Genomic DNA, 23,973 nt, shown 5'->3' with positions numbered 1-23,973 from the left:
ACTTATTATAACAAAGGCAATCTTAACCCTCAACAAAACAATTTAATTAGTTAGATGCATAAAATATTAAAAATATGGATAAATTAAAAAATGTGCTTAAAAATTTGGTCCTTTAGGAGGAAAATTAAAAATGAATTTAAATAAGCAAAATAAAATAAGTGTATTATTAAAATTAATAAGTTTAACAATAATTATGCTTATAAGTTTTATGTTTATATTACCTAATAAAAATACTAGTGCAGAAAAAAATAATGGTTTTTATAAAAGTGTAATGAATTTAAATAATGAAAATGATGATAAAAACGAAGATAAGATAAATGCTATAAGTGTATTTAATAGTAATACAAATAATATTACAAATATTGATTTGCAAGGTCATAATATTAAGATAAAGGATAGTATAGTGTGCTTTTATACATCTATAGAAGATAAGTATTCTGTGTTAGAGGAAGTTTGTAATTCATATATAAATGAGCTCAATTTAGATATAAGTAATATAAGTCAAATAGAATTATTAGGAGTTATTAGCTCAAGTAATGAAAAAAATAGAATAACATATTTGAATGAAAGTGGAGAAATGGCACCTGAAATATATAATGCAGAAGTGATAAATGATAATTTATCAGGATTAAAGTTAAAAGTAACATTAGAAGAAATAGAAACTATAGAACCAGAAACAATTGTTGAAGAAACTAATGAATTATTGAGTGGTGAAACAAAGGTGATTCAGGGGGTGCAGGGGAATAAGCTCCTTAATAAAGAAATTACTTATTATGGGTTAAATAAAGATAATGAAAATATAGTAAGTGAAAATATTATTACACCTGTAGTAAATACGATTGTTAAAACAGGGATTAAAAGTCCTTATGAAGCAGGAGTAGCATTTTTATCAAATCCAACTAAAGGAGGATATGTAAGTTCTACATTTGGTGAAGTTAGAAGTAATTCTGTTCATAAAGGAATAGATATAGCAAAAGATTTAGGAGAAGATGTTAGTGCAGCACTAGAAGGAGAAGTTATTTATGCAGGATATAATAATGGTGGTTATGGTAATTTGATAATTTTACAACATAATAATAATATGAAAACATATTATGCACATTTAAGTAATATATACGTGAGTGTAGGAGAAATAGTAAAAAAGAATGATTTAATTGGGGCAATTGGAAGTACAGGCAATAGTACAGGGCCACATTTACATTTTGAGCTTAGGGTTGATAATAATCCTGTTAACCCAATAAAATATATACAGCAATAAAAAAACACCATTTAATGGTGCTTTTTTATTGCTTTAAAATTTTATTAACATCTACTTTTCCTTCACCTTGTTGGTTTTTAGGAAGATCTAATGATATAGAAGCAACTTTTAGCAAAGATAAAATATCATCAAATGTAAAGTTAGGGTTATATTCAAATAAAATGGTACAAATACCTGCTATATATGCAGCAGAAATTGAAGTTCCACTAAAACTTTTATAAGAATTATCTAATTTAGGGGCATGTATTTTAGAATCATTTTTATAGGATATATATGAGGTATTAGAATTTAAGGATACTACATCTACACAAGCTGCACAAAAGTTAGGTTTAGTGTCTTTCTTTAAGGCCCCACAAGAAGAATAATCATATGATTTTACATTAGAAGATGTTGTATCTATTCCTGAAATAGTTATACAATTGTTACTTAATGCTATTCCTGTAATAGAATTATCAATATTTTTATTGCTTCCGCTAGGTACTATACAAATTATTGATTTAAGTCTTGCAGTTTTTAATAATAAATCAAAAAGAATAAAGATAAATTTATTATAATTTAAACTTTCAAATGGTAAGCAAATAACCTTTATATTATATTGGTCACTTATATTAATTAATTCTTCTAATGCAAATAAAACATCAGAAGCATAACCTTTACCTAATTTATCAAAGGCTTTAAAACAATGTATAGTAGATTCTGGGGCAACTCCTGTATATATTTTATTTGAGGATGAGCCATTACCTGAAATTATCCCACAAGTACAAGTGCCATGACCATTATCATCATATGGATATGGAAGTTCATTAATTAAGTCTACGAAGGTAATTATCCTATTAAAGGGGTAAGTTAAATCTCTATGAGGATATACACCAGAATCAATAATACCAACTCCAATACCACGACCATATAGTGATAATTTATGAGAAATACGCACTTTATTTGCTGTTGGAATGCTCATTCCACATAAAAAAAAGTATTGATCTAAACAAATATATTTAACTTCAGGATATTCTAATAATAAATGTATTGATTTTGCTCTTAATTGAGCACAAATTATATTACAGGATTCAATTTTTCTAATTATATTACCACGATAAGAATGTATTTTTTTTGAAATTGAATCTGGAAAATTTCGATATTGTATTAAAATTCTATACTCTTTCATACTACTAGATGCTAAAAGAAATTTAAGATTAGGATCTAGTTTTTTAGTTGAAGAAAACATAAAAAACTCCTAAAATTATTCATATTACTATAGTATATGATTTAGGAGCCTTTTGTTAATAATAATAAATTTAAAACTTCCATTTAAAAAGTACTATTCCAGCTATCATTATTGCTATTCCAAGGATTTCATGTAAAGAAAATGGAACCTTTTCTGTGCCAAATAAACCAAAGGCATCAATTAAAGCAGATGCAGATATTTGAGCTATTAAAATAACAGCTGTTCCAATAGTTACACCTAGGGATTTCATACTTAACATAACTGTAAATGTTATGACAACACCTAGTATTCCACCAAGTAAATAAAGTTTATTAGTAGATTTTATTTCTCTAAAAGTGCCATCTCTAAAGAAAAAAAGTATTATTAGAGAAAGAATAAGACCAGTGGCTTGCACAAAAGTATTTGTTTCCCATGTACCTATTTTTTCACTTAACCTAGTATTAAATACTCCTTGAAGGCTCATAGAAATACCTGAAATTATAGCAGTTATCAATCCAATCAAAATTATCACCTCCAGGTATAGTATTCCTAAGTTAGCAATTATATATTAAATTTTATTGCAAGAAAAAAAGCATTAGATGTAGTGAATGTATACATCAATAATGCTTTTAAAATTAATATATAAATGAATTGAATATTTCTTCTTCTGAGTAGCCTAAAGTTATTCCAAGACTTAGGGCATCTTCTAGTAGTGTAAAAAAGTGATCATTAGAGGGTGATATTATTAAATCATTAATATCAATATAAAGGTTTAAAAATTGATCACTTAAGCAATAATCATTAGGTCTAAGTACTATCTCATAATTTTCGATATAATGTTTATCTATTCCTAGGTTTATTACATGTGTAAGAAAATCTGTATATTTAATAAATACAGCTTCTTTATTTAAATTTAGGCCATCATCTATCCAGTATTTATAACACTTAGTTTCTTCAGCAAGTGAACTTAACTTAACTTGAAGCTCAAGATGTTTTCTTGCCCATAATTTATATTGTGAGAGATCTTGATTAATTAATAGACTTTGTTTTTTTTCTTTTTGTAATTCTACAATTGGTAAAATGTTCATAAATGCCCTCCGCGTCTACTAGGATTAATATAATATATTTTATAGAAATAATTAATTCTTGAAAAGGTCTGTAAATGAATACAAGAAATAAATTTATATTATATTTTTTTACATAGTTTAATAAAATATACTAAATTGTTCTTAATGGATATGTCTGAATTAAAGTTTCTCTTCGATTATTAGAAATTTTCCAAAGTTCGATTCTATTAACTTTTAAAGTTGAAATACTTGGTTTGTATTCAATTATTGAATCAAACTTTTTATTTTCTTTATTTATATAATTTATATTAGCTAAAGATAAATGTAATTCATTATTTCCACTTTTTACATTAAATCCATATAACTTTAAATTGTCAGCAATCAATCTATCTATTTTTTTTATATAACCTATATTTTCAATTTTTAAGTTGATAGTTTTATTTGAGTCGCAAAGTGATACAGTTGATGATAGCTCTACCTTAAAATTTTTATAGGGTTTTAAAATTTTATCCATTACAGTATTTAGTTTATCTATATTAGGGTTTTCTATTACTTCTAAGGGGATATATGGAATAGGAGAATTCCTATTTGCCCTAAATCTTTTAGATAAACTTCTTTGAATTGGACTTAAGTTTTTATAAGATACATCATCAAATAATGCCACCAAATAATATTTCATGTTATAACCTCACAAGTTAAATTTTGTATTATACTTTTATATTAAATTATATCATATGTAATCTTAAATTGACAATTTATATATTTGGGTAATAACATAAGATAAAGTTAAAATTTAAGGGATTTTGGAAGAAAAAACCCTATTAACTCTTACATACTTTATGATATAATCAATAGTGTTGACTAAAATTTTATAAGGTAAAAATTTAAACTATACCATATAAAATGAAAAATGGATAATTTTTGTATTGTAGGATAAATTAATATATATATAAATTGGATAAGGGTGAATATAAGATGGAAACATTGATTATTAATGGAGGCAAAACATTAAGGGGCGACGTAGAAATTAATGGAGCCAAAAATGCAGCAGTTGCTATTTTGCCGGCAGCTATTTTAGCTAGCGAAGGAAAATGTATTATTGATAATATACCAGATATAGAAGACGTACATTGCTTAGAAAGAATTTTAGCTAGTTTAGGCTGTAGAGTAAATAAACTAAATAGTAATACGTTAGAAATTGATGCTTCAGATATTACAACAGTTAATGCGTGTACTGAAGATGTAAGAAGAATGAGAGCATCATATTATTTTATAGGGGCATTATTAGCTAGATTTAAAAAAGCTAAAGTTGAACTTCCAGGGGGATGCCCTATAGGAGTTAGACCTATAGATCAACATATAAAAGGTTTTGAGGCATTAGGTGCAGAAGTTGTTATAGAACATGGGGCTGTAAGTGTTAATGCTGAAAATTTACATGCAGCTAATATTTTCTTTGATGTAGTTTCTGTTGGAGCTACAATAAATGTAATGATTGCAGCAACAATGGCTGAAGGAACAACTATATTAGAAAATGTTGCTAAGGAGCCACACGTAGTAGACGTTGCAAATTTCTTAAATACTATGGGAGCAGATGTTAAAGGTGCTGGTACTGATGTTATAAGAGTAAAAGGTGTTAAAAAATTAATAGGATGTAATTATAGCGTTATACCTGACCAAATAGAAGCAGGAACATTCATGATTGCAGCAGCAGCTACAAAAGGTGATATAACTATAAAAAATGTAATTCCAAAGCATTTAGAATCTATTTCAGCAAAGCTTTTAGAAATGGGAGCAATAGTTGAAGAAGGCGATGATAGCGTAAGAGTTACAGTTGATAAAACTTTAAAAGGTGTTAGTGTTAAAACAGCTCCATATCCAGGATTTCCAACAGATGTACAGCAACCTATGTCTACTTTATTAAGCATTACAGAAGGAAGAAGCTTAATTGCAGAAAGTATATGGGAAAATAGACATAAGCATACTGATGAATTAAAGAAAATGGGTGCTGAAATAAAAGTAGAAGGAAGAACTGCTATAATAGATGGTGTTAAGTCATTAAATGGAGCAAAGGTTACAGCAACAGATTTAAGAGCTGGAGCAGCTATGGTTATAGCAGGATTAGTTGCAAATGGGGAAACAGAAATTTCTGATATAGAGCATATTGATAGAGGATATCCTCATATTGAAGATAAATTCAGGGCTTTAGGAGCAGATATAAAAAGAGTAAAAAAATAAGCTTGGGGGAATTTTAAATGAAGTTTTGCTCATTATATAGTGGAAGTAGTGGAAATAGTATTTTTGTAGGTTCAGAAAAGGCTAAAATTTTAATTGATGCTGGATTACCTGGAAAGAAAATAGATGAAGCATTAAAGCAAATTGGGCAAAATCCAAGCGAATTAGATGGGATTTTTATAACTCATGAGCATATAGATCATATTAAAGGTGTTGGAGTTTTATCTAGAAAATATGATATTCCTATTTATGCACCACATGACACTTGGGTTGCAATGGAAGGGACAATTGGAAAGATAAAAGAGCATAATTTAAAAGTAATGGATAGAAGATCAATTGTAGCAGTTAAGGATATGGAAATTAAATCATTTATTATTCCACATGATGCAGCTGCACCAGTTGGATATACAATTAATTTAAATGATAAGAAAGCAAGTGTAGCAACTGATTTTGGAACTTTTACTAAAGAAATTGAAGATAATATAAAGGATTCAAGTATTATTTTAATTGAAAGTAACTATAATCCGGAAATGCTAGACTTTGGGCCCTATCCGTATAGTTTAAAGCAAAGAATAAAAGAAGCATATGGACATTTATCTAATGAGGATTGTGGTGAAGCAATTGTTAGGGTATTAAAAAGTGGACTAGGGAAAAAAATAATTTTAGGGCATTTAAGCAATACTAATAATACACCTGAATTAGCTGAAATTACAGTTAGAAACATATTAGATAGTAATAATATTAATGTTGGTTCAGATGTATTTTTAAGTTTAGCTAATAGACATAATCCAAGCAAGATAATTACTTTATAAAAGTAGAGGATGAGAATATGAAAAAAATATATGCCTGTGAAGATCATATAGATGAGGCAATGGATGAAGTTATAGATGGAAAAGAAACATTTCCTGTAATTAATAAGACAACAAAAAATAAATGCAGTTATTGTGAAAAAGAAGCACAATATCAAGTTGAAATGACTTAATATTTATATGTTGAAAAAGATACATAATATTTAGTATAATTTTTATATAATCGTAAGAAAAGAAAAAGGAGAAAAAATTATGAGTTTATATAAACAATGGACAGATATGGTCGTAGAGTATGTTAAGACTAAGGGAGAAGCAGCATTTTGGAATGAATATACTAAAATAGAAACTGCTATATATAGAGATTTATTAGCTAATAGCAAAGAAGCTATGAAAATAACTATTGCTGATTTTGCTAAGAAGTATGAAACTTCTGAAGAATTCATTATGGGATTTGTTGATGGAATAAATGAAAGTTTAAATAATCAATATGATTTAGAAGCTTTAACTTCAAATGATGAAATAGTACTAGATATAAACTTAGAAAAACTATTCTTTAACATGTTAGAAGCTAAAGCTGAATATCTTTATAACTTACCACAATGGGATGCTATATTCTCACCTGAAAAGAGAAGAGAAATCCAAAAAGCATACAGAGAAAGCTGTAGTGTAAGAAATGAAAATAAAGTTGGAAGAAATGATGCTTGTCCATGTGGAAGCGGAAAGAAATATAAAAAATGTTGTGGAAAATAATTTCCATTTTTATAAAAGAGCTTTGATATCAAAGCTCTTTTTTGCATTAATTAATTTATATTTTAGTGTCAAATGATAATTCAAATAAATAAATTATAATAGTAGGTTTATTTGGAGGTAGTTTATATGTTTAGTATATTCCCATATATATTTTCTACTACTTTTAATGCTATAGCTGGCAATATTAATAGGTTTGATAATATAGTTGATAATGTTGTAAATAATATTGCTAATAGTGAATTTATAGATAACTTAGTCAAAAATATAGATGAAATGTTACCTATTAATATACAATTTAAAGAGCATAAAAGGGGTTATACAATTCAATGTTATTTACCAGGAGTGAAAAAAGAAGATATTAACTTAGAGTATTATAATAATTATGTTACATTACAAGTTAAGAGAAACTTGTTTTATAGTAATAATGAAAATATAGCAGTAGCTATAGTTCAACCAGGCGGAGATATAAATGAAGATTATTATGTGGAAAATGCAGATCCTAATGGAATTAGGGCTGTTTTAAAAAATGATACCTTAAATGTATTGATACCAAAAAGCACTTATATAAGTAAGGATACTACTATTGTAGAGGTAGATAATTTTAAGGAAGAACAAATATAGTTTTTTTATTTAACAAAGGAGGAGAAAATGATGAATATAACAATTATTTCTGTAGGAAAATTAAAGGAAAAATATTTGAAGCAAGCTATTGATGAATATTCTAAGAGATTAACTAGATATTGCAAAATTGATAGTATAGAACTTCCTGATGAAAAAACACCTGATAATGCATCTGAAAAGGAAGAACTTCAAATTAAGTATAAGGAAGGACAGCTTATTTTATCTAAGATAAAGGATAATATGTTTGTTATAGCAATGGATTTAAATGCTAAGCAAATGACCTCTGAGGAGTTTTCAAAGTTTATTGAAACCCAAGGGGTTATGGGTAATTCAAACATAACTTTTGTTATAGGAGGAAGTTTAGGATTATCTCAAGATGTAATTAAAAGAGCTAATTATAAGATATGTTTTTCTAAAATGACTTTCCCACATCAATTATTTAGAGTAATGTTATTAGAACAAGTTTATAGAGCTTTTAGAATAATGAAAAATGAACCGTATCACAAGTAAGTGCGAACTTTACCAAAATTGGATATATAAATGAAAGGTAGGTCTGCTTTAATTCTGCAATGAAACTCACAAAAATCTAAAATTTGAATTTTTGTAGGTTATTGTAGTTTTATTCATAGGTTCTTCGTTTTTCACCTATTTCAGCAAATTAGAATTTGTTTTTTCTAATCTATAGTATTGAAAGAAATTGTAAAACATTCCACAAATATATTTTTTATATTCATTTCAGATTTAGGTTAAAGTTAGTAGTTATTCTTTTGTGTATATAAGTTATTTGAAGTAATAAAGTTTCAATTGAATTTGGATAAATATGAATATAAAAGTATTGAAAAAAAATAAAAGTTTATATATAATGTAATTATACTAAAATATAAACATGAAAAATATAAATGTAAAGGAGATGTAAATATGCGCAAAGAGGTAGTTTTTAACTAAACTAACTGAATAAGGATTATTTTAAAAAGTATATGAAAAAAATCTTGGATAACTCAAGGTTTATTTGTGGTAGAAACAATTATTAATAATATTGATATTACCATGTCTATTTGTGTACTCTAAAAATAATCAGTATTATAATGAGCATATTACATCTTTATTTGAAGAATAGGAAAACTGTGTTCTAAACACGGTATTTTTATGCCTATTTTTACTATATTTATAGATATGATATAAGACTTTAATTTGCATAGCTTAATCATAAGTTATATAAATTAAAGTTGTATATTTCATGTTTATATTTAGGTTATATAATTATGAGGCTGTAAGTGAATTATGTTCACTTACAGCTTTTTTTATTTAAGGAGATTATTTTGATGATTTATATATTTAAATATGAAGATTATGAAAAACAAATAAATTTTTTTAAAAATACTAGGATGGTGATTATTAATGGTTAATAAACTTTCAGCATATAAAACTTATTTATTATTTTCAGCTATTACAGCAATGTGTTTTTCACTAGTAGCTACAGTTATGATAGTGTATCACATTGAAACGGTGCATTTAAATCCACTTCAGCTTATACTTGTTGGAACTACTTTAGAAGTAGCATGCTTTATATTTGAAATTCCTACAGGAATAGTTGCAGATGTGTACAGTCGTAAACTATCTATTGTTATTGGTGTAGTTTTAACAGGAGTGGGATTTATTTTAGAAGGTTCTATTTCTAGTTTCGTTTTCGTACTTGTAGCACAGATTGTATGGGGATTAGGTTCTACTTTTATTAGTGGATCTGTTGAAGCTTGGATTGCGGAAGAAGAGAAAGATAAAGATTTGGATAAAATTTATATAAAGGGAGCACAAGCAGGACAGATAGGATCGGTTATTGGAATAGTACTAAGCACTGTAATAGCTAATTTATCTGTAAGACTACCTATTATAGTTAGTGGAGTCTTATTTATAATTCTTGCATTATTTTTATGGTTATATATGCCAGAAAATAATTTTAAATCATCTGCTCCAGAGGATTTAAATACTTTTAAAAAGATGGGATATACCTTTAAATCTGGTCTTAAATTTATAAAAAATAAACCTATAATTATAATTTTGCTTTCAGTAACTTTATTTTATGGATTATCCAGTGAAGGTTATGATAGACTTTCTAATATGCATTTTTTACAAGATACTATGCTTCCTAAACTTGGAAACCTTAAACCAGTGACTTGGTTCGGAATTTTTGGAATTGCAGGAATGATATTGAGTGCTATAGTAATGCATTTTATGGAAAAGAAGCTTAAGGATGATGATAAGAATAAAAATGGAAAGCTGTTATTATGTATAAATATATTTTATATATCATTTATGTTCATATTTGCTATTACAAAAAGATTTAACTTAATGCTAATAGCTTATTTAGCGACAAGTACCTTTAGAACTATAAATGAACCTATATTTAGTGCATGGCTTAATGGACATATAGATGACAAGGCCAGATCTACTGTACTTTCTATAAATGGACAAATAAATTCCTTAGGTCAAATTTTAGGTGGACCAATTATAGGAATCATAGCTACAAATATTTCAGTGAGTATGGGTATAGCATGTACTTCGTTATTAGTAACACCGGTATTAGTGTTATATATTGTTGCTATGATAATGGATAAAAAGGTGGTTGATAGAGTTGGAGGTATTGATTATGAAGAAAATAATTAATATAGGAATCGTAGCACACGTGGATGCAGGAAAAACAACTATAACAGAAAACTTATTATATTATAGTGGAGCTATAAAATCAGTTGGAAGAGTTGATTTAGGCAATACACAGACGGATTCTATGGAGCTTGAGCGTAAGAGAGGGATTACCATTAAATCATCAACCATATCTTTTAATTGGAATAATGTCAAGGTTAATATTGTTGATACTCCAGGACATGTGGATTTTATTTCGGAAGTTGAACGTTCATTAAGTGTTTTAGATGGAGCGATACTAGTTATATCAGGAGTAGAGGGTATTCAGTCACAAACAAGAATATTATTTGAGACATTAAAGGAGTTAAACATTCCAACAATAATTTTTGTAAATAAGCTAGATAGAATTGGGGCAAATTTCAATAAAGTATTTGAAGATATAAAGAAGAATATGTCCAATAAAGTAGTTAGATTACAAGAAGTATATGATGTAGGAAGCAAAGCTGTTTATATAAAAAAACTATTTGATACATGCATGATAAATGATGATGCTATTGATGTTTTATCAGACTTAGACGAAGCATTTTTAGAAAGATATATTGGTGGAATAGAACCTGATAAAGAAGAAATACAAGAAAAGCTTTCATTATATGCAAGTGAAGGAAGTCTATATCCAGTATTTTGTGGTGCGGCAGCAATTGGACTTGGAGTTGAAGACTTATTAGATGGAATTTGTAGTTATTTTCCATTTGCAGGTGATGATTGTGAAAGTGATTTATCTGGAGTAGTATTTAAAATCGAAAGAACAAGTAAAAATGAAAAGAAGGTTTATGTAAGATTATTTGGAGGAAAAATATCTGTAAGAGATAAAATTCAAGTACCTAATAAGGAGATAGCAGAAAAAGTAAAGAAAATTAATAGGTTAGAAAATGGGGGAGTTGTTGAAGCACAGAGGATAGAAGCAGGGGATATAGGTATTTTATATGGACTTACAAGTTTCCAAGTGGGAGATGTTATTGGAATTTCAAATGATAAAATTAAAAATATATCTATAGCTAAACCAGCATTAAAAACAACAATTTCTGCAATTGATAAAGAAAAAAATCCAGAGCTATTTAAAGCATTAACATTACTTGCAGAGGAAGATCCACTACTAGAATTAGAGATGAATGACATAGATAAAGAAATTTATGTCAACTTATTCGGTGAAGTTCAAATGGAAATACTAAGTTCCATGTTAGATGATTTATATGGAATAAAAGTAGAGTTTTCGAATATTGAGACTATCTATAAGGAAACACCTAAAGGTTTTGGAGCGTCAATAATGCATATGCAGGAAGACTTAAATCCATTTTGGGCGACAGTAGGCTTAGAAATAGAACCAGCAGGGAGAGGCGAAGGTCTTAGGTATATTTCTAATGTTTCAGTAGGGTCATTGCCAAAATCTTTTCAAAATGCAATTGAAGAAGCAGTTATTAAGACAAGTAAACAAGGATTATTTGGATGGGAGGTTACAGATGTAAAAGTCACTCTTAGCTGTGGTGAATTTTTTAGTCCAGCCAGCACTCCAGCAGATTTTAGAAATGTGACACCTATGGTATTCATGGAAGCATTATATAAAGCACAAACTGTTTTATTAGAGCCATTACATGAGTTTGAGTTAAAGATTCCTCAAAATGCTTTAAGCAAAGCGGTATGGGATTTAGAAACTATGAGGGCAACCTTTGATAATCCTATTGTTATAGGGGATGAATTCTCAATAAAGGGATTAATTCCAGTAGAAAATTCAAAAGAATATAAAATGAAAATAGCTTCATATACAGAAGGTAGAGGAATGTTTGTGACAAAATTTTATGGGTATAAGGAAGCTTCAGCTGAATTTTCAAAAGCACGCAAAAAAACAACGTATGATCCATTGAATAAAAAAGAGTATTTGCTTCATAAACTAAACGCAATTAGAGATTAAATTTAAATAGATAAGTTAAATTTTTATATGTAGGATTTAAATATAAGACATTCAAAGCCTAAAAGTAAAGGAAGGGTCGTCTGAAGAAGATGAAGACCCTTCCTTTTTTCATGTTACTATGCTTAATTGTAAGTGCTTGAAATTTGTAATATAATGTAAATAAAGTTTTTAATAATAAGGGGACGCACAAATGAAAATCGACTTTAAAATAACAAAAGATGACTATATAAGCTTCAATTTACATCATTTAGAAAACTCGAAATCACAGAAAAGTACATTTAACATACTTAGATATGCTGTACCCATAGTACTTTCTATACCAATCTACTTTACAGGAACGGGGATATTTAATCAACCGAATATATATTGGATTATAGTAGCGATAGTTTTTTTAGTCATTTGGATTTTAACATATCCTAAGCAATACAAAAAATTAGTAGCTAAAGAAACTGATAAACTCATAAGTTAAGGAGATAATTCATCAATATTTGGAAGTAAGACTTTAGAAATTATTGATGGGACAATAGTAGTAAAAGGGGATTCTATATCAGAAACAGTATCGTTAGAAAGTATAAAAGATGTAAAAGTTTACGAAGATATGATCCTTATATATATAAGTGGATTTGTAGCTCATATAATTCCAAGGAGATATTTAGATAAAGAAATAGAGAAAGAACTTATGAAAGAGCTTAAAAAATGTAAGGCTTTAGAACAATTAAAGTAAAACGTGCTCCTTTGGAGGTGTAACGGAGAACCGTACCATAAATAAATGAGGTTTTTACTGAAATTGTAAATAAAAATATAGTTATAAGGGATTAAGACTCTTACTTATATTTAATATATAGGTAAGGGTTTTTATTTATATAAAGTAATTAAGTTTAATTAAATTATTGTAAAATATTAACTTGATATATTTATTTAAAATAGAATAATATGGTATAATAACGAAAAATATGAAAATGAGAGGTAAGAGGAAATGAAAATTCGTAGATGTGAAATTAATGATGCTGATAATATGTTAAAAATGTTATTAGAATTAGATAAAGAAACAGAGTATATGTTATTTGAAGCTGATGAACGACCTAATGATATTAATAGAGTAAAAGCAATGATAAATCAGTCAATCAATGGAGATAATTTACTTTTAATTGCAACGGAAGATGATAATATTATAGGGTTTTTATCTGCACAGAGAGGAATTATAAGGAAAATTAAGCATACAGCATATATTGTTGTAGGAATTAGAGAGAAGTTTAGAGGGAAAGGAATTGGGAAAAAGTTATTTTGTGAATTAGATTTATGGGCAAAAGAAAATAATATTTCAAGATTAGAGTTAACAGTAATGTGTCCAAATAGTATGGCAAAACAATTATATGAGAAAAATGGTTTTGAAGTTGAAGGGACTAAGCGAAATTCTATATTCATGAATGGTAAATATATAGATGAGTATTATATGTCTAAAATATACAAATAATTGTATAGTGTAGAAAAGGTGAGGAGTATGAGGAAGTTTAATAGTTTAATACCTGAGTTATCAGTGAAGAGTATTGAAGAATCTAAAAGGTTTTACATTGATATTTTAGGATTTAAATTAGAATATGAAAGACTAGAAGATAAGTTTGCATTTCTATCATTAGGAGATATACAAATTATGATAGAAGAAGTAAATGGGTATTGGAGCACAGGGAAATTAGAATATCCATTTGGTAGAGGAATAAATTTTGAGATGAAAGTACCTAATGTACAAGAAATAAGAGATAATTTAGTTAAAAATAATATAAAACTATTTAGAGATATAACAATAAATGAGTATGAATCTAATGGTGAAATTATAGTTCAAGAAGAATTTCTTGTACAAGATTTAAATGGATATTTGTTAAGATTTTGTATGTATAAGTAATTGTATAATATTGTTTATTAGGTGTATTTTATACTTAACTTGTGTGCCAAATTTTCATTAAAAAGTCAGCTATCAATATGTGGTAAATATGGAAAATGGATTTTATGATTCTTTTAGCCATTTTTTTGTTTCTTTCATCCGATAAGATTCTCCATTCATATCTACCATATATGATTTATATGTAATTCTGTCAGTCATTGCTGTCGCCATGACTGGATCGGTAAAGACTTCCCCCCATCTATCAAAAGATAGATTAGTTGTTATTATTGTAGATTTCCTTCCCGTCCTAATTGATAAATTAGTGAATAGTAATTCAGCACCTTCTTTATCTGATGATATATATCCAAATTCATCAAGAATAACTAAATCATACTTTTCTAGTTTTGATTGAAATGATCTTAAACTCTTTGTTGAACGTAATTCTTTTAGTTGCGTTATAAATAATGGTACTGTTGCAAAGAAAACCTTATACCCGCTTAAACAAGCCTTTATACCTAATCCAATGGCTATATGAGTTTTTCCTGTTCCACAGTTACCAGATAAAATAACATTTTGACCATTTTCTATAAAATCTAAAGTACTCAATATAGGAAGTTTATTTTGAGCATCAGCAGGCAACTCATTTACGTCCAACTCTTCAAGATATTTTTTATAAGGAAAGTTTGCTGTTCTTATCCTGTTTTTTCGTAGCTGTTCCTGTTTATAGTCACATTCTTTTTGTAGAAGCTTATAAATTAGCTCTTCATAACTTGAATCTATTTCAGTTGCATTTCTAATTTCTGATTCAACCGTATCTTTAAATGTAGCTAATTTAAGGTTACTTGAGTATTCTAAAATACCTTTAAGAAATATCTTTTTATTATGATCTTTCATTAGCTTATACCGTCCTTTCTTTCAGAAAGCAATTCGGCATAATTATTCAAGAGATTTATTGAGTTATTTACTATACTAGAGTCATTTTCAAAATATTTCTTATAATAATCTTCTTCATCATTACGCTGACATATGAATTTTATTTTATCCAAAGTTACTGAAGTAGGAGTAATTTTTCTAATTACTTCAATACTTCTTTCTACAGATCCTATTCCAACTTCTCCAATTAGGTTTAATAATTCAATAAAATCTTTTTCTTTTCCAATAAAAAATGAATTATATATATTTTGAATATTGCCATCTATTTGCTTAAAAGCACAACTATTTATTAAGGCATTAGGTTTACGATACAATGTATTAAGATAATGCTCAAGCTTAATAATCCACTGGAATGCGCCAGGATTCTTTTTATGATGAGCCACTTTTTCTTCTTCAAAATACACAATTATATCATTGGAATATATCTTACATTTCAATATTTTATTTACAAACCTATCGGGAACGGAGTAGTGGCAAGTATCAACAACTACCATTGAATATTTATCTACTCTAAGAAGTTCTAACCTTGCCGATTCATATTTACCAATGGTAGGCAAAAGCTTAGCTTTTTCATCTTGAAATAACTCCTTTGGTGATTTTTATTTATCATATGAGTGTCTTTCATTAAGAGATTGGCAGGTTTCTAAAAGATATTGATTAGCCTCATCAAGTGAGTTAAATCTATCCTTTTTACTAAAAGCCTTTCGTCTAATTACCTCCACACTTCTTTCCACATGACCCTTTTCATTGCCTGATCTAACATTACAGAATCTAAAATTAAATCTATAATAGAGAGAAAGCTTTAATAATGCTTCAGTAGGCTCTTTTTCATTTCTACCAACAAACTTTTTTATAACCAATCGTATATTATCGTATACAACTTCTGCAAATGATCCATTTACATATTCGAAGAAATCGCTATGAGATTCTAAAAAGCATTGTGTATTTTGTTTAGGGAATAGCTTCGCCCAGTGAAAATTGCTGTATGCCACAGTGAATACAGCCATCTGATATTCTCTTAATACACCTCCTTCGGTATATATTTTTACACTTCCCCAATCAAACTCAACAACATCTCCAGGTACATATTGCTGCTTAATATATGCTTCCTGAGCTTTTTGTTCAATCTTATTGATAGTTCTTGAAACCGTAGTATAACTTACATTAAATCCTTCTGAAACCAATACTTCATAAATATCTTTTTTCTTTTTTTGTTGCTTTGATAGCTCTGTTAACCTTTTAGTTTTATTTTCATCTAGATAGAATTGGATCCGCTTTATCAATGCATCTGTAACTACCGTTTTAACTCTTGGAGATGACTTATATTCAGGCTTATTTGTAAGCTGTTGAATAAGTTCTTGGCGTTTAATATCATCATTACATTCTACACCTAACTCCATTAAATTAGTTTCATATTCATTTATATATTTATCAACCGTTTTCCTAGCAAAGCCAGTTTCACGAGCAATCGCTCTTTTTTATTTTTTGTCTCTAATGTACATTAAAATAATATCTTCTTTATTCATTAATTTAATCACCCTCTGCAACTCCTCTAATACATAATATTATTTCCAATTTATTATGTGTTTTAGAGGTATTTTTTATAAAGGGTGGCCTACTTTTTAATGAAATTTATGGTCTACTAATAGTGTCTCCTATACAAAAAGTCTTAAAGAGGAAAAAGAACAACTTCTAGTTACATTTTCAGATGATGTAAATTAAGAAATACCATATGAATTCATAAAGAGCATACTAGAGAATTTTAGTAAAGTTCTAACAGAGAGTGCAACTAGAGAGCAACAGAAGAAGTTGCTTCATATGATAATATCAGAAATAACTATAAATGAAGCGAGAGAAATAGATTCAATAAAACTAAAAATAAATGATAGCTTAGTAGACTATATAAGTAAAGAAGAAGGAGTATCTATAAAGGATGCTACTTCTTCTTTTATCTTAAGAAATATTGGAATGAGAGTATTGAATTTAGATATTGCTATATAGAGAATATTGAAGTTGTTATATATAAATATTATAATTTAATCATATGTAAATATTATATTCACTAGATAAATTAAAATTTTTGGAGGTGTTAGAATGAATTTTTCTATTGTTACTCTTACTAATGAAGACTTAACTCAATATAAAGTAGATATGCAAGAAGCATTCCAAAAAGGATTTGAAGATGTTTTTGGTAAGACTGAAGATATTATTCTTCCTGAAAGAGATATTAACCATTCTTTGAAAGCTAAGGGTTCGGTTGCATATAAAGCAGTTGTTGATGGTGAAATGGTTGGAGGTGCTATTGTAGTAATTGATGAAGAAGCTCAGCATAATCATCTCGACTTGTTTTATGTTAAGTGTGGTATTCATAGTAAAGGTATTGGTAAGAGAATGTGGGATGAAATTGAAAAATTACATCCGGAAACAAAGGTCTGGGAAACTTGTACACCTTATTTTGAGAGAAGAAACATTCATTTTTATGTAAATAGATGTGGATTTCATATAGTAGAATTTTTAAATGAAAAAAATCCTGGAGCTGATATGCCAGAAGATTTTATTGGTGATAGAGGACAGGGGATGTTTGTATTTAGGAAGCAAATGTAATGTGATAACTTCTAGTTTGTATAGATAAAAAATATCACTTACTACTGTTACGGAGAACCGTATCACAAGTAAGTGAGGTTTATAGCTTTAGGTATTGGTATAACTTGCCTAAGGCTATTTTTGTAATTGAAAATATACTACCATAAGTAATAATAAAGAGTTAAAAAATATATTTATATTAATTTACACTTGACAAAAGTGGTGAATAGTAATAATATAATAACAAAATTAATTGAATAAAATTAAATTTGAAAAAATTTAAAAAAGGGGAATTATAATGGGTAAATATGAGAAAATGAAATTAGATAATCAGTTATGTTTTTCATTATATGCAGCCTCAAGAGAAGTAATAAAAACTTATAAACCACAGTTAGATAAATATGGACTTACATACACTCAATATATTGCTATGTTAGTTGTATGGGAGTATGAAAAGATAACGGTAAAGGAAATGGGGCAAAAACTACATTTAGATTCAGGAACTCTTACTCCTGTATTAAAAAAGCTACTTTCAATGGAATTAATAGATAAATATAGAGATAAGGATGATGATAGAGTAGTTATTGTGGAGGTTACTGAAAAAGGAAGAAAAATGAAGGAGGAAATCATTGAGGTTCCAGAGAAAATGTATTGTAAGTTTGGCAAGAGCATAGAAGATGTTGTTGAGCTAAAGAGATTGTTAGATAATTTATTAGCAACATTTAAGTAAGAATTTGTTGAAATATACATTTAATTAGAATTGATTTTTTAATTAAATGTGTATGTAGCAAATTCTATAAATTTAGAATAATTAATTGAATAAAATTAAATTTGATAAAATTAAAAGGAGATAAAATATGAAATTTTATGATTTTTCAGCAAAAAAAATGAATGGGCAAGAAGTTAAGATGGAAGCATTTAAAGGTAAAGTTGTATTAGTAGTTAATACAGCAAGTAAATGTGGGTTAACACCACAATTTACTGAATTAGAACAATTAAATAAGAAATATAAAGAAGAAGGTCTAGAAATTTTAGGATTCCCTTGCAATCAGTTTGCACATCAAGATAAAGGAAGCAATGAAGAAATACAAGAGTTCTGCTCTTTAAACTATGGAGTTACATTTAATATGTTCCAAAAGATTGAGGTAAATGGAGAAAATACACATCCATTATATAAGTTCTTAAAAAATGAGAAAAAAGGTTTATTGAGTAAAGAAATTAAATGGAATTTTACAAAATTTCTTATTGATTCAGAAGGAAATGTAGTTAAAAGATATGCACCTACAGTAAAGCCATTAAAAATTGAAGAGGATATTAAAAATTTATTAAAATAATTATAGGTGGTAATGATAAAATGAATGAAAGATATGATATTGCAATAATAGGAAGTGGACCAGCTGGAATATCAGCAGCATTAAATGCAAAGATAAGAAATAAAAGATTTATTATTTTTGGAAGTAAGGAAATAAGTACAAAACTTGTAAAGGCTCATAAGATAAATAATTATTTAGGTTTTTATGGAAAAAGTGGAGTAGAAATAAGAGATGAATTTGCTAATCATTTAAAAGCAATGGATATTGAAATAACAGAAGAAAAAGTGAATAACATTTATGCTATGGGAGATTATTTTACTTTAATGGTAAATGACAAAATGTATGAAGCTACTTCAATAATATTAGCTACAGGAGTTAACTTTGGTAAGCCATTTAAGGGGGAAGAAGAGTTTTTAGGTAAAGGGGTAGGATATTGTGCAACATGTGATGCTCCTTTATATAAAGATAAAGTCGTAACAATAATTGCTTATAATAAGCATGAAGAAGCTGAAGCAAATTTTATAGGAACAATAGCATCAAAAGTATATTATGTGCCAATGTATAAGCAAGAAATAGAAGTTGATTCATCTATTGAAATAATAAAGGATATTCCAGTGGAAATAGTAGGAGATAGTTCAGTTAAAAAACTTATTCTTAAAAATAGTGAAATTGAAACAGATGGGGTATTTATTTTAAGAGATAGTATATCACCAGGACAATTAGTTCCAGGTTTAAAAATTGAAAACAATCATGTAGAAGTTGATAGAAGAATGAAAACAAATATTGAAGGTTGTTATGCTGCAGGAGATATAGTTGGTACTCCATATCAATATATTAAGGCAGCAGGAGAAGGAAATATAGCAGCATTATCAGCTGTGTCTTATATAGAACAAATAAAAAGAAAAAATAAAGAGGGATAATTTATGATGAAAGTAGTTAATAGATTAATAGGATTTTCACCTAAACAGGTGATTAAAGAAAATATTGAGAAACATTTATAAGAAGGAGAAAAAATTATGATATATGATTTTAAAGTAAAAAAGACAAATGGAGAAGAAATACTTTTAGAAAAATATAAAGGAAAGGTTCTTTTAATAGTAAATACAGCAAGTGGATGTGGATTTACACCACAATATGAAGGGTTACAAAAGATTTATGATGAATATAAAGATAAAGGTTTTGAAATATTAGATTTTCCATGTAATCAATTTTTCCAACAAGCACCAGGAAATGATGCTGAGTTATCAAGTTTTTGCAAATTAACATATGGAACAACTTTTGAAACTTTTGCTAAAATTGAAGTAAATGGAGAAAATGCTTCAGACTTATATAAGTTTTTAAAATCAGAAGCACCACAAGCAGAAGATGATGAAGAATCAAAGTTATTATACGGAAAGCTTGAAGATCTAGGGTTTAAAACTGATGGAGAAGATATAAAATGGAATTTTACTAAATTTTTAGTGGATAAAAATGGTAAGGTTATTTCGAGATTTGCCCCAACATATGAACCTGAGAAATTAGCTTCAATAATAAATGATCTATTAAAATAAACTGTAGCGTGGGAATTATAGCATAATTATATATAATAGATAAAAGAATAAAGTGGCAAAACCTCATTTAGAGTAGTTACTGAGAACCGTATCATAAATAAATGCGGTTTATAGCCTTAGGCGTTGAATTAACTTGCCTAAGGCTATTTTTACAAGCAAAAATAACGTATCATAAGTAATATAAATAGACCATATATCGTGTATCTAATGCCATATATCGTAGAAATATATTCAATGTGTAAGTAATTAGATATACTAATGATGGTAAGGAGATGCAAAATGAAAGTAAAAATAAATATAGATGAAAAAATAGATGAAATTTTTATAGAGATATATACGCCAAGTAAAGAAGATGAAAATTTAAGGTTTATATTGGAAAACCTAAAAATGAAAAAATCTGTACTAAATGCATACAGCAAAGAGAAGATATATTTATTAAATATTAATGATATATATTCAATTTATGCAGAAAATAAAAAGGTATATGCACGTACAAAAGATAAAAAATATATAGTTAATCATAGGTTATATGAATTGGAAGAAATTCTTGATGGAAATAAGTTTGTACGAATTTCTAATTCAGCTATTATCAATATTTATAAAATAGAAAATTTAGAAGCTAGTATTAATGGTATGATAACAATTAATTTTAAAAATGGTGAAAAAGAATATATATCAAGAAGATATTTGAAAAAAGTAAAAAAGATATTAGATATATGAGGTGACTTAGATGATAAAAGAGATATTAAAAAGGGGAATAGCAGGAGCAATAATAAGTTTAGTTGCTATTATTAGTATGTTATTAGGTGTATTAGTTATAACGGGGACAAGTCAAATAACAATACAAATAAGTGAGATTATAAAATATACATTTATAATTATGGTAGCTGGATTTATTATCTCATCTAGTACAATAATTTTTAGTATAAAAAATATGTCTTTAGTAATAAAAGGATTTATACATTTAATAATTACTTTATTAATTTTAAAGGGGAGTTTTATGTATTTAGGGATATTAAATGAAGATTATTTAATACAAGCAATAGTTATTTCATTATATATTATAGTTGCAGCTATTTGTTTAATTACTATTATCAGTGAGAATAAAACAGATGTTAAAATGATAAATGAAAGACTGAAAATTATTCAGAAGATAAAAGATTAGAATAATATAAAAAAATATAGGTGTTTATTTTTTATAAAAATTTGATATAATATAAATAAGAAATGAAGATAATAAAAATAAGGTGATATCAACACCCTATAGTATACAATTAAAGTTGTTTAGGCAACTGATATCGCTATAATTTAATATGATTAAAAAATAGTAGCTTTCCAATTGCGATGTGGGGCTACTATTTTTTTGAGATTTTTTCTATAAGTAACACTATAAATGTCAATAATGCTATTAAGAATATACCTGCTGTAAATAGTAACATTAAATCATCGTTACTCATTAGTATCACCTCCCTTCACAAGAAAGGTGAGTGATACCAGTAGCCCACATTTAAGGAATAAGTGGTAAAGAGATAAAAAATAGACCAGTACTAAAGGAACTTCTAAAGGATGCAGAGGAAAGAAAGTTATAAATTATGTTATAATTCTCTTATAGAATATGAGTTCGTTTATTATTAAACTACTCGATAAATTTTAAACATAGGAGGATTAAAATATGAAGTATTTTTTAATTGAAGGAATTGTAACTAATCCAGAAAAAATGACTGAAAAAATGATGCAAGAGCATCAGGAATATACAGGTATGTTAATGAAAGAGGGTAAAGTTCTATTTTCATCATTGAAAAGTGATATGAGTTCATCTGTTACTGTAGTAAAGTCAGAAACAGAACAAATTATCGAAGATTTTTATAGAGAAGACCCATTTTTTAAGAACAATGTTATTACATACTCTATATCAGAATTAGATATACATTATAAAGTATCTTATGCTGAAAATTGGTTTCAAAATTAATGATGTGAATACATTTAAGTTGAATTAAAATTTGTAGAGTTAATTTTATGAATAATTTGAAATTATTGCGAATTAAATGATCTTTGAAAATTGAATAATATGGTGTTTAAAAATATGTAAGATATGGTATGTGAATAGATATATTGATTCATATTTACATAATATGGTTAGTATTATATATAGAATAAATTTATAAAGGAGATTATTATGTATAGGAAAATATCAATATTTTTATTTATTATAGTTATTTTAGTATCATTATCAGGATGTACAAATAAAATACAAAATATTGAAACAGTACAAGATTTAAATTCAGCTGAAACAAATAATTCAATTGAAGAAAGCAATGAAAAAACTGCAATGATTGACAAAGAAGAAGTAATTAATAAACTATGCTCAGATGAATTTGAAGGAAGATTAGTTGGAAGTTTAGGAAATGAGTTGGCTGGAGAGTACCTTAGTGATTTATTTAGTAAGATTAGATTAATTTCAATGTTTGGAGAAAATTATAAGCATGAATATACTCAAGAAGTATATAAAACTTATGGCTCAATTGCAGAGGATGACTATGGAGAAGTAAAGATTATTAATAATATTATTGGAAAAATAGAAGGCACGTCTAATAATGCAGTAATAATTTCTGCACATTTTGACCATATAGGAGTACAAGATGGGAAAATAATAAAAGGAGCAATTGATAATGCATCTGGTGTAGCAGTATTATTGGATTTAGCAGAAACTCTAAATAATAAATATTCTATAGAAAAACCAGAATTTGATATAATATTTTGTGCCTTTAATGGTGAAGAAAAGGGATTAACAGGAAGTAGAAAGTTCATTGAAGATATAGATGGAAAATATAATAGTCTAATAAATATTAATATCGATTCGGTTGGGTATAAAGATGGAAGAAAAGTAACTTTTTTAGATGCAAATACGAATACATCTTTATATGAACCAATGAAAACAGTTATAGAGAATAATGGATTAGAAGTAGAATTAGATACTGATTTAAAAGGAACCGCTGATAGTGTTGTATTTGACAAAGTAGGAATACCAGCCATATGTATAATTGATGAAAATGTAAAAGAGGTAATTCATACAGAGAATGATGTACCAGAACTAATAGATTATGAAAGATTAGATAAGATAGTTAAGTCAGTATATGATTTCGTTAGTTCATATGAATTCAATTAGCATAA

At 27.4% G+C, this 23,973-nt stretch carries 28 protein-coding genes and 1 pseudogene; 22 read left to right on the top strand and 7 right to left on the bottom strand.

Annotated elements, in window-relative coordinates:
* The first annotated feature begins 130 nt into the window (after nucleotides 1–130).
* Complete coding sequence (locus ACUN06_RS13315) at nucleotides 131–1,258, top strand: peptidoglycan DD-metalloendopeptidase family protein (protein ID WP_294162380.1); 1,128 nt, start codon at nucleotides 131–133, stop codon at nucleotides 1,256–1,258.
* 25 nt (nucleotides 1,259–1,283) lie between these two features.
* On the opposite strand, the gene ACUN06_RS13310 is transcribed toward ACUN06_RS13315, so the two are convergent.
* The 4 genes from ACUN06_RS13310 to ACUN06_RS13295 form a co-directional block, all read right to left on the bottom strand.
* Complete coding sequence (locus tag ACUN06_RS13310; protein ID WP_449389938.1) at nucleotides 1,284–2,483, bottom strand: S8 family serine peptidase; 1,200 nt, start codon at nucleotides 2,481–2,483, stop codon at nucleotides 1,284–1,286.
* Nucleotides 2,484–2,553: 70 nt separating this feature from the next.
* Complete coding sequence (locus ACUN06_RS13305; RefSeq protein WP_291734859.1) at nucleotides 2,554–2,985, bottom strand: DMT family transporter; 432 nt, start codon at nucleotides 2,983–2,985, stop codon at nucleotides 2,554–2,556.
* A gap of 112 nt (nucleotides 2,986–3,097) precedes the next feature.
* Complete coding sequence (locus ACUN06_RS13300) at nucleotides 3,098–3,550, bottom strand: dUTP diphosphatase (RefSeq protein ID WP_291734858.1); 453 nt, start codon at nucleotides 3,548–3,550, stop codon at nucleotides 3,098–3,100.
* Between the two features lie 130 nt (nucleotides 3,551–3,680).
* Nucleotides 3,681–4,208 (bottom strand): hypothetical protein, encoded by a 528-nt coding sequence (locus ACUN06_RS13295; RefSeq protein ID WP_291734856.1) that lies wholly within the window; start codon nucleotides 4,206–4,208, stop codon nucleotides 3,681–3,683.
* Between the two features lie 296 nt (nucleotides 4,209–4,504).
* Between ACUN06_RS13295 and ACUN06_RS13290 the strand changes: the two genes are divergently transcribed.
* The 11 genes from ACUN06_RS13290 (at nucleotide 4,505) to ACUN06_RS13240 (ending at nucleotide 14,444) form a co-directional block, all read left to right on the top strand.
* Nucleotides 4,505–5,764 carry a UDP-N-acetylglucosamine 1-carboxyvinyltransferase gene (locus ACUN06_RS13290; RefSeq protein WP_302538329.1) on the top strand — a complete coding sequence of 420 codons (1,260 nt, stop codon included), beginning with the start codon at nucleotides 4,505–4,507 and terminating at the stop codon, nucleotides 5,762–5,764.
* A gap of 17 nt (nucleotides 5,765–5,781) precedes the next feature.
* A complete protein-coding gene (locus tag ACUN06_RS13285; RefSeq protein ID WP_291734852.1) occupies nucleotides 5,782–6,573 on the top strand; it encodes an MBL fold metallo-hydrolase in 792 nt (263 codons plus the stop codon).
* Between the two features lie 17 nt (nucleotides 6,574–6,590).
* Nucleotides 6,591–6,743, top strand: coding sequence for a CxxH/CxxC protein (locus tag ACUN06_RS13280; RefSeq protein ID WP_291734850.1), 153 nt, complete (start codon nucleotides 6,591–6,593; stop codon nucleotides 6,741–6,743).
* Nucleotides 6,744–6,822: 79 nt separating this feature from the next.
* Nucleotides 6,823–7,320: an SEC-C metal-binding domain-containing protein gene (locus ACUN06_RS13275; protein WP_291734849.1), complete on the top strand. Its 498-nt coding sequence runs from the start codon at nucleotides 6,823–6,825 to the stop codon at nucleotides 7,318–7,320.
* 126 nt (nucleotides 7,321–7,446) lie between these two features.
* A complete protein-coding gene (locus ACUN06_RS13270) occupies nucleotides 7,447–7,941 on the top strand; it encodes an Hsp20 family protein (protein WP_302542446.1) in 495 nt (164 codons plus the stop codon).
* 30 nt (nucleotides 7,942–7,971) lie between these two features.
* A complete protein-coding gene (gene rlmH, locus ACUN06_RS13265) occupies nucleotides 7,972–8,451 on the top strand; it encodes a 23S rRNA (pseudouridine(1915)-N(3))-methyltransferase RlmH (RefSeq protein ID WP_294126729.1) in 480 nt (159 codons plus the stop codon).
* An 888-nt stretch (nucleotides 8,452–9,339) separates the two neighbouring features.
* Nucleotides 9,340–10,602: a tetracycline efflux MFS transporter TetA(P) gene (gene tetA(P) / locus ACUN06_RS13260; protein ID WP_006440994.1), complete on the top strand. Its 1,263-nt coding sequence runs from the start codon at nucleotides 9,340–9,342 to the stop codon at nucleotides 10,600–10,602.
* Complete coding sequence (gene tetB(P), locus ACUN06_RS13255) at nucleotides 10,586–12,544, top strand: tetracycline resistance ribosomal protection protein TetB(P) (protein ID WP_006440995.1); 1,959 nt, start codon at nucleotides 10,586–10,588, stop codon at nucleotides 12,542–12,544. The genes tetA(P) and tetB(P) overlap by 17 nt, the downstream gene beginning before the upstream one ends.
* A gap of 484 nt (nucleotides 12,545–13,028) precedes the next feature.
* Complete coding sequence (locus ACUN06_RS13250; RefSeq protein ID WP_200820157.1) at nucleotides 13,029–13,268, top strand: YcxB family protein; 240 nt, start codon at nucleotides 13,029–13,031, stop codon at nucleotides 13,266–13,268.
* Between the two features lie 252 nt (nucleotides 13,269–13,520).
* Complete coding sequence (locus ACUN06_RS13245; RefSeq protein WP_291736150.1) at nucleotides 13,521–14,018, top strand: GNAT family N-acetyltransferase; 498 nt, start codon at nucleotides 13,521–13,523, stop codon at nucleotides 14,016–14,018.
* A 27-nt stretch (nucleotides 14,019–14,045) separates the two neighbouring features.
* Nucleotides 14,046–14,444: a bleomycin resistance protein gene (locus tag ACUN06_RS13240; protein ID WP_291736152.1), complete on the top strand. Its 399-nt coding sequence runs from the start codon at nucleotides 14,046–14,048 to the stop codon at nucleotides 14,442–14,444.
* Nucleotides 14,445–14,546: 102 nt separating this feature from the next.
* Here ACUN06_RS13240 and istB read toward each other — a convergent pair whose 3' ends face one another.
* The gene (istB, locus tag ACUN06_RS13235) at nucleotides 14,547–15,317 is read right to left on the bottom strand and encodes an IS21-like element helper ATPase IstB (protein ID WP_449389937.1); all 771 of its coding nucleotides are present in this window, start codon (nucleotides 15,315–15,317) and stop codon (nucleotides 14,547–14,549) included.
* A pseudogene (gene istA / locus ACUN06_RS13230) lies at nucleotides 15,317–16,894 on the bottom strand (IS21 family transposase). Before istA ends, istB begins: the two are co-directional and overlap by 1 nt.
* Nucleotides 16,895–17,174: 280 nt before the next feature.
* Between istA and ACUN06_RS13225 the strand changes: the two are divergent.
* From ACUN06_RS13225 to ACUN06_RS13190, 8 genes are all read left to right on the top strand, one after another.
* A complete protein-coding gene (locus tag ACUN06_RS13225; RefSeq protein WP_449389936.1) occupies nucleotides 17,175–17,357 on the top strand; it encodes a hypothetical protein in 183 nt (60 codons plus the stop codon).
* Nucleotides 17,358–17,450: 93 nt separating this feature from the next.
* Nucleotides 17,451–17,960 carry a GNAT family N-acetyltransferase gene (locus ACUN06_RS13220; protein WP_291735625.1) on the top strand — a complete coding sequence of 170 codons (510 nt, stop codon included), beginning with the start codon at nucleotides 17,451–17,453 and terminating at the stop codon, nucleotides 17,958–17,960.
* 277 nt (nucleotides 17,961–18,237) lie between these two features.
* On the top strand, nucleotides 18,238–18,669 hold the full coding sequence (locus ACUN06_RS13215) for a MarR family winged helix-turn-helix transcriptional regulator (RefSeq protein ID WP_291735623.1): 432 nt from the start codon (nucleotides 18,238–18,240) through the stop codon (nucleotides 18,667–18,669).
* A 127-nt stretch (nucleotides 18,670–18,796) separates the two neighbouring features.
* Entirely contained in the window at nucleotides 18,797–19,273 is a 477-nt protein-coding gene (locus tag ACUN06_RS13210) for a glutathione peroxidase (RefSeq protein ID WP_301953848.1), read from the top strand.
* 20 nt (nucleotides 19,274–19,293) lie between these two features.
* A complete protein-coding gene (locus ACUN06_RS13205; RefSeq protein ID WP_412192904.1) occupies nucleotides 19,294–20,172 on the top strand; it encodes an NAD(P)/FAD-dependent oxidoreductase in 879 nt (292 codons plus the stop codon).
* A gap of 96 nt (nucleotides 20,173–20,268) precedes the next feature.
* Nucleotides 20,269–20,802, top strand: coding sequence for a glutathione peroxidase (locus tag ACUN06_RS13200; RefSeq protein WP_294399764.1), 534 nt, complete (start codon nucleotides 20,269–20,271; stop codon nucleotides 20,800–20,802).
* A gap of 279 nt (nucleotides 20,803–21,081) precedes the next feature.
* A complete protein-coding gene (locus ACUN06_RS13195; protein WP_294126641.1) occupies nucleotides 21,082–21,522 on the top strand; it encodes a LytTR family DNA-binding domain-containing protein in 441 nt (146 codons plus the stop codon).
* A gap of 10 nt (nucleotides 21,523–21,532) precedes the next feature.
* Entirely contained in the window at nucleotides 21,533–21,967 is a 435-nt protein-coding gene (locus ACUN06_RS13190; protein WP_449389935.1) for a DUF3021 family protein, read from the top strand.
* A gap of 190 nt (nucleotides 21,968–22,157) precedes the next feature.
* Here ACUN06_RS13190 and ACUN06_RS13185 read toward each other — a convergent pair whose 3' ends face one another.
* Nucleotides 22,158–22,259: a putative holin-like toxin gene (locus tag ACUN06_RS13185; RefSeq protein WP_041081648.1), complete on the bottom strand. Its 102-nt coding sequence runs from the start codon at nucleotides 22,257–22,259 to the stop codon at nucleotides 22,158–22,160.
* A 215-nt stretch (nucleotides 22,260–22,474) separates the two neighbouring features.
* Here ACUN06_RS13185 and ACUN06_RS13180 point away from each other — a divergent pair, with 215 nt between their 5' ends.
* Complete coding sequence (locus ACUN06_RS13180) at nucleotides 22,475–22,771, top strand: hypothetical protein (protein ID WP_291735608.1); 297 nt, start codon at nucleotides 22,475–22,477, stop codon at nucleotides 22,769–22,771.
* A 207-nt stretch (nucleotides 22,772–22,978) separates the two neighbouring features.
* Nucleotides 22,979–23,968 carry a M28 family peptidase gene (locus ACUN06_RS13175; RefSeq protein WP_449389934.1) on the top strand — a complete coding sequence of 330 codons (990 nt, stop codon included), beginning with the start codon at nucleotides 22,979–22,981 and terminating at the stop codon, nucleotides 23,966–23,968.
* The last annotated feature ends 5 nt before the right edge of the window (nucleotides 23,969–23,973 follow it).

This window comes from Clostridium sp. ETTB3 (assembly GCF_053571985.1).
Note: the sequence above shows the minus strand (reverse complement) of the source record. Positions and strands in the feature narration are given on the sequence as shown.

Coding starts and splice junctions, on each gene's coding strand:
- ACUN06_RS13205 (WP_412192904.1), top strand. CDS start 19,294: ATGAATGAAAGATATGATATTGCAATAATAGGAAGTGGACCAGCTGGA.
- ACUN06_RS13180 (WP_291735608.1), top strand. CDS start 22,475: ATGAAGTATTTTTTAATTGAAGGAATTGTAACTAATCCAGAAAAAATG.
- ACUN06_RS13280 (WP_291734850.1), top strand. CDS start 6,591: ATGAAAAAAATATATGCCTGTGAAGATCATATAGATGAGGCAATGGAT.
- ACUN06_RS13210 (WP_301953848.1), top strand. CDS start 18,797: ATGAAATTTTATGATTTTTCAGCAAAAAAAATGAATGGGCAAGAAGTT.
- rlmH (WP_294126729.1), top strand. CDS start 7,972: ATGAATATAACAATTATTTCTGTAGGAAAATTAAAGGAAAAATATTTG.
- ACUN06_RS13300 (WP_291734858.1), bottom strand. CDS start 3,550: ATGAACATTTTACCAATTGTAGAATTACAAAAAGAAAAAAAACAAAGT.
- ACUN06_RS13315 (WP_294162380.1), top strand. CDS start 131: ATGAATTTAAATAAGCAAAATAAAATAAGTGTATTATTAAAATTAATA.
- ACUN06_RS13295 (WP_291734856.1), bottom strand. CDS start 4,208: ATGAAATATTATTTGGTGGCATTATTTGATGATGTATCTTATAAAAAC.
- ACUN06_RS13285 (WP_291734852.1), top strand. CDS start 5,782: ATGAAGTTTTGCTCATTATATAGTGGAAGTAGTGGAAATAGTATTTTT.
- ACUN06_RS13275 (WP_291734849.1), top strand. CDS start 6,823: ATGAGTTTATATAAACAATGGACAGATATGGTCGTAGAGTATGTTAAG.
- ACUN06_RS13190 (WP_449389935.1), top strand. CDS start 21,533: ATGATAAAAGAGATATTAAAAAGGGGAATAGCAGGAGCAATAATAAGT.
- istB (WP_449389937.1), bottom strand. CDS start 15,317: ATGAAAGATCATAATAAAAAGATATTTCTTAAAGGTATTTTAGAATAC.
- ACUN06_RS13225 (WP_449389936.1), top strand. CDS start 17,175: ATGATAATATCAGAAATAACTATAAATGAAGCGAGAGAAATAGATTCA.
- ACUN06_RS13270 (WP_302542446.1), top strand. CDS start 7,447: ATGTTTAGTATATTCCCATATATATTTTCTACTACTTTTAATGCTATA.
- ACUN06_RS13310 (WP_449389938.1), bottom strand. CDS start 2,483: ATGTTTTCTTCAACTAAAAAACTAGATCCTAATCTTAAATTTCTTTTA.
- ACUN06_RS13200 (WP_294399764.1), top strand. CDS start 20,269: ATGATATATGATTTTAAAGTAAAAAAGACAAATGGAGAAGAAATACTT.
- ACUN06_RS13185 (WP_041081648.1), bottom strand. CDS start 22,259: ATGAGTAACGATGATTTAATGTTACTATTTACAGCAGGTATATTCTTA.
- ACUN06_RS13240 (WP_291736152.1), top strand. CDS start 14,046: ATGAGGAAGTTTAATAGTTTAATACCTGAGTTATCAGTGAAGAGTATT.
- ACUN06_RS13195 (WP_294126641.1), top strand. CDS start 21,082: ATGAAAGTAAAAATAAATATAGATGAAAAAATAGATGAAATTTTTATA.
- ACUN06_RS13245 (WP_291736150.1), top strand. CDS start 13,521: ATGAAAATTCGTAGATGTGAAATTAATGATGCTGATAATATGTTAAAA.
- ACUN06_RS13175 (WP_449389934.1), top strand. CDS start 22,979: ATGTATAGGAAAATATCAATATTTTTATTTATTATAGTTATTTTAGTA.
- ACUN06_RS13215 (WP_291735623.1), top strand. CDS start 18,238: ATGGGTAAATATGAGAAAATGAAATTAGATAATCAGTTATGTTTTTCA.
- ACUN06_RS13290 (WP_302538329.1), top strand. CDS start 4,505: ATGGAAACATTGATTATTAATGGAGGCAAAACATTAAGGGGCGACGTA.
- ACUN06_RS13220 (WP_291735625.1), top strand. CDS start 17,451: ATGAATTTTTCTATTGTTACTCTTACTAATGAAGACTTAACTCAATAT.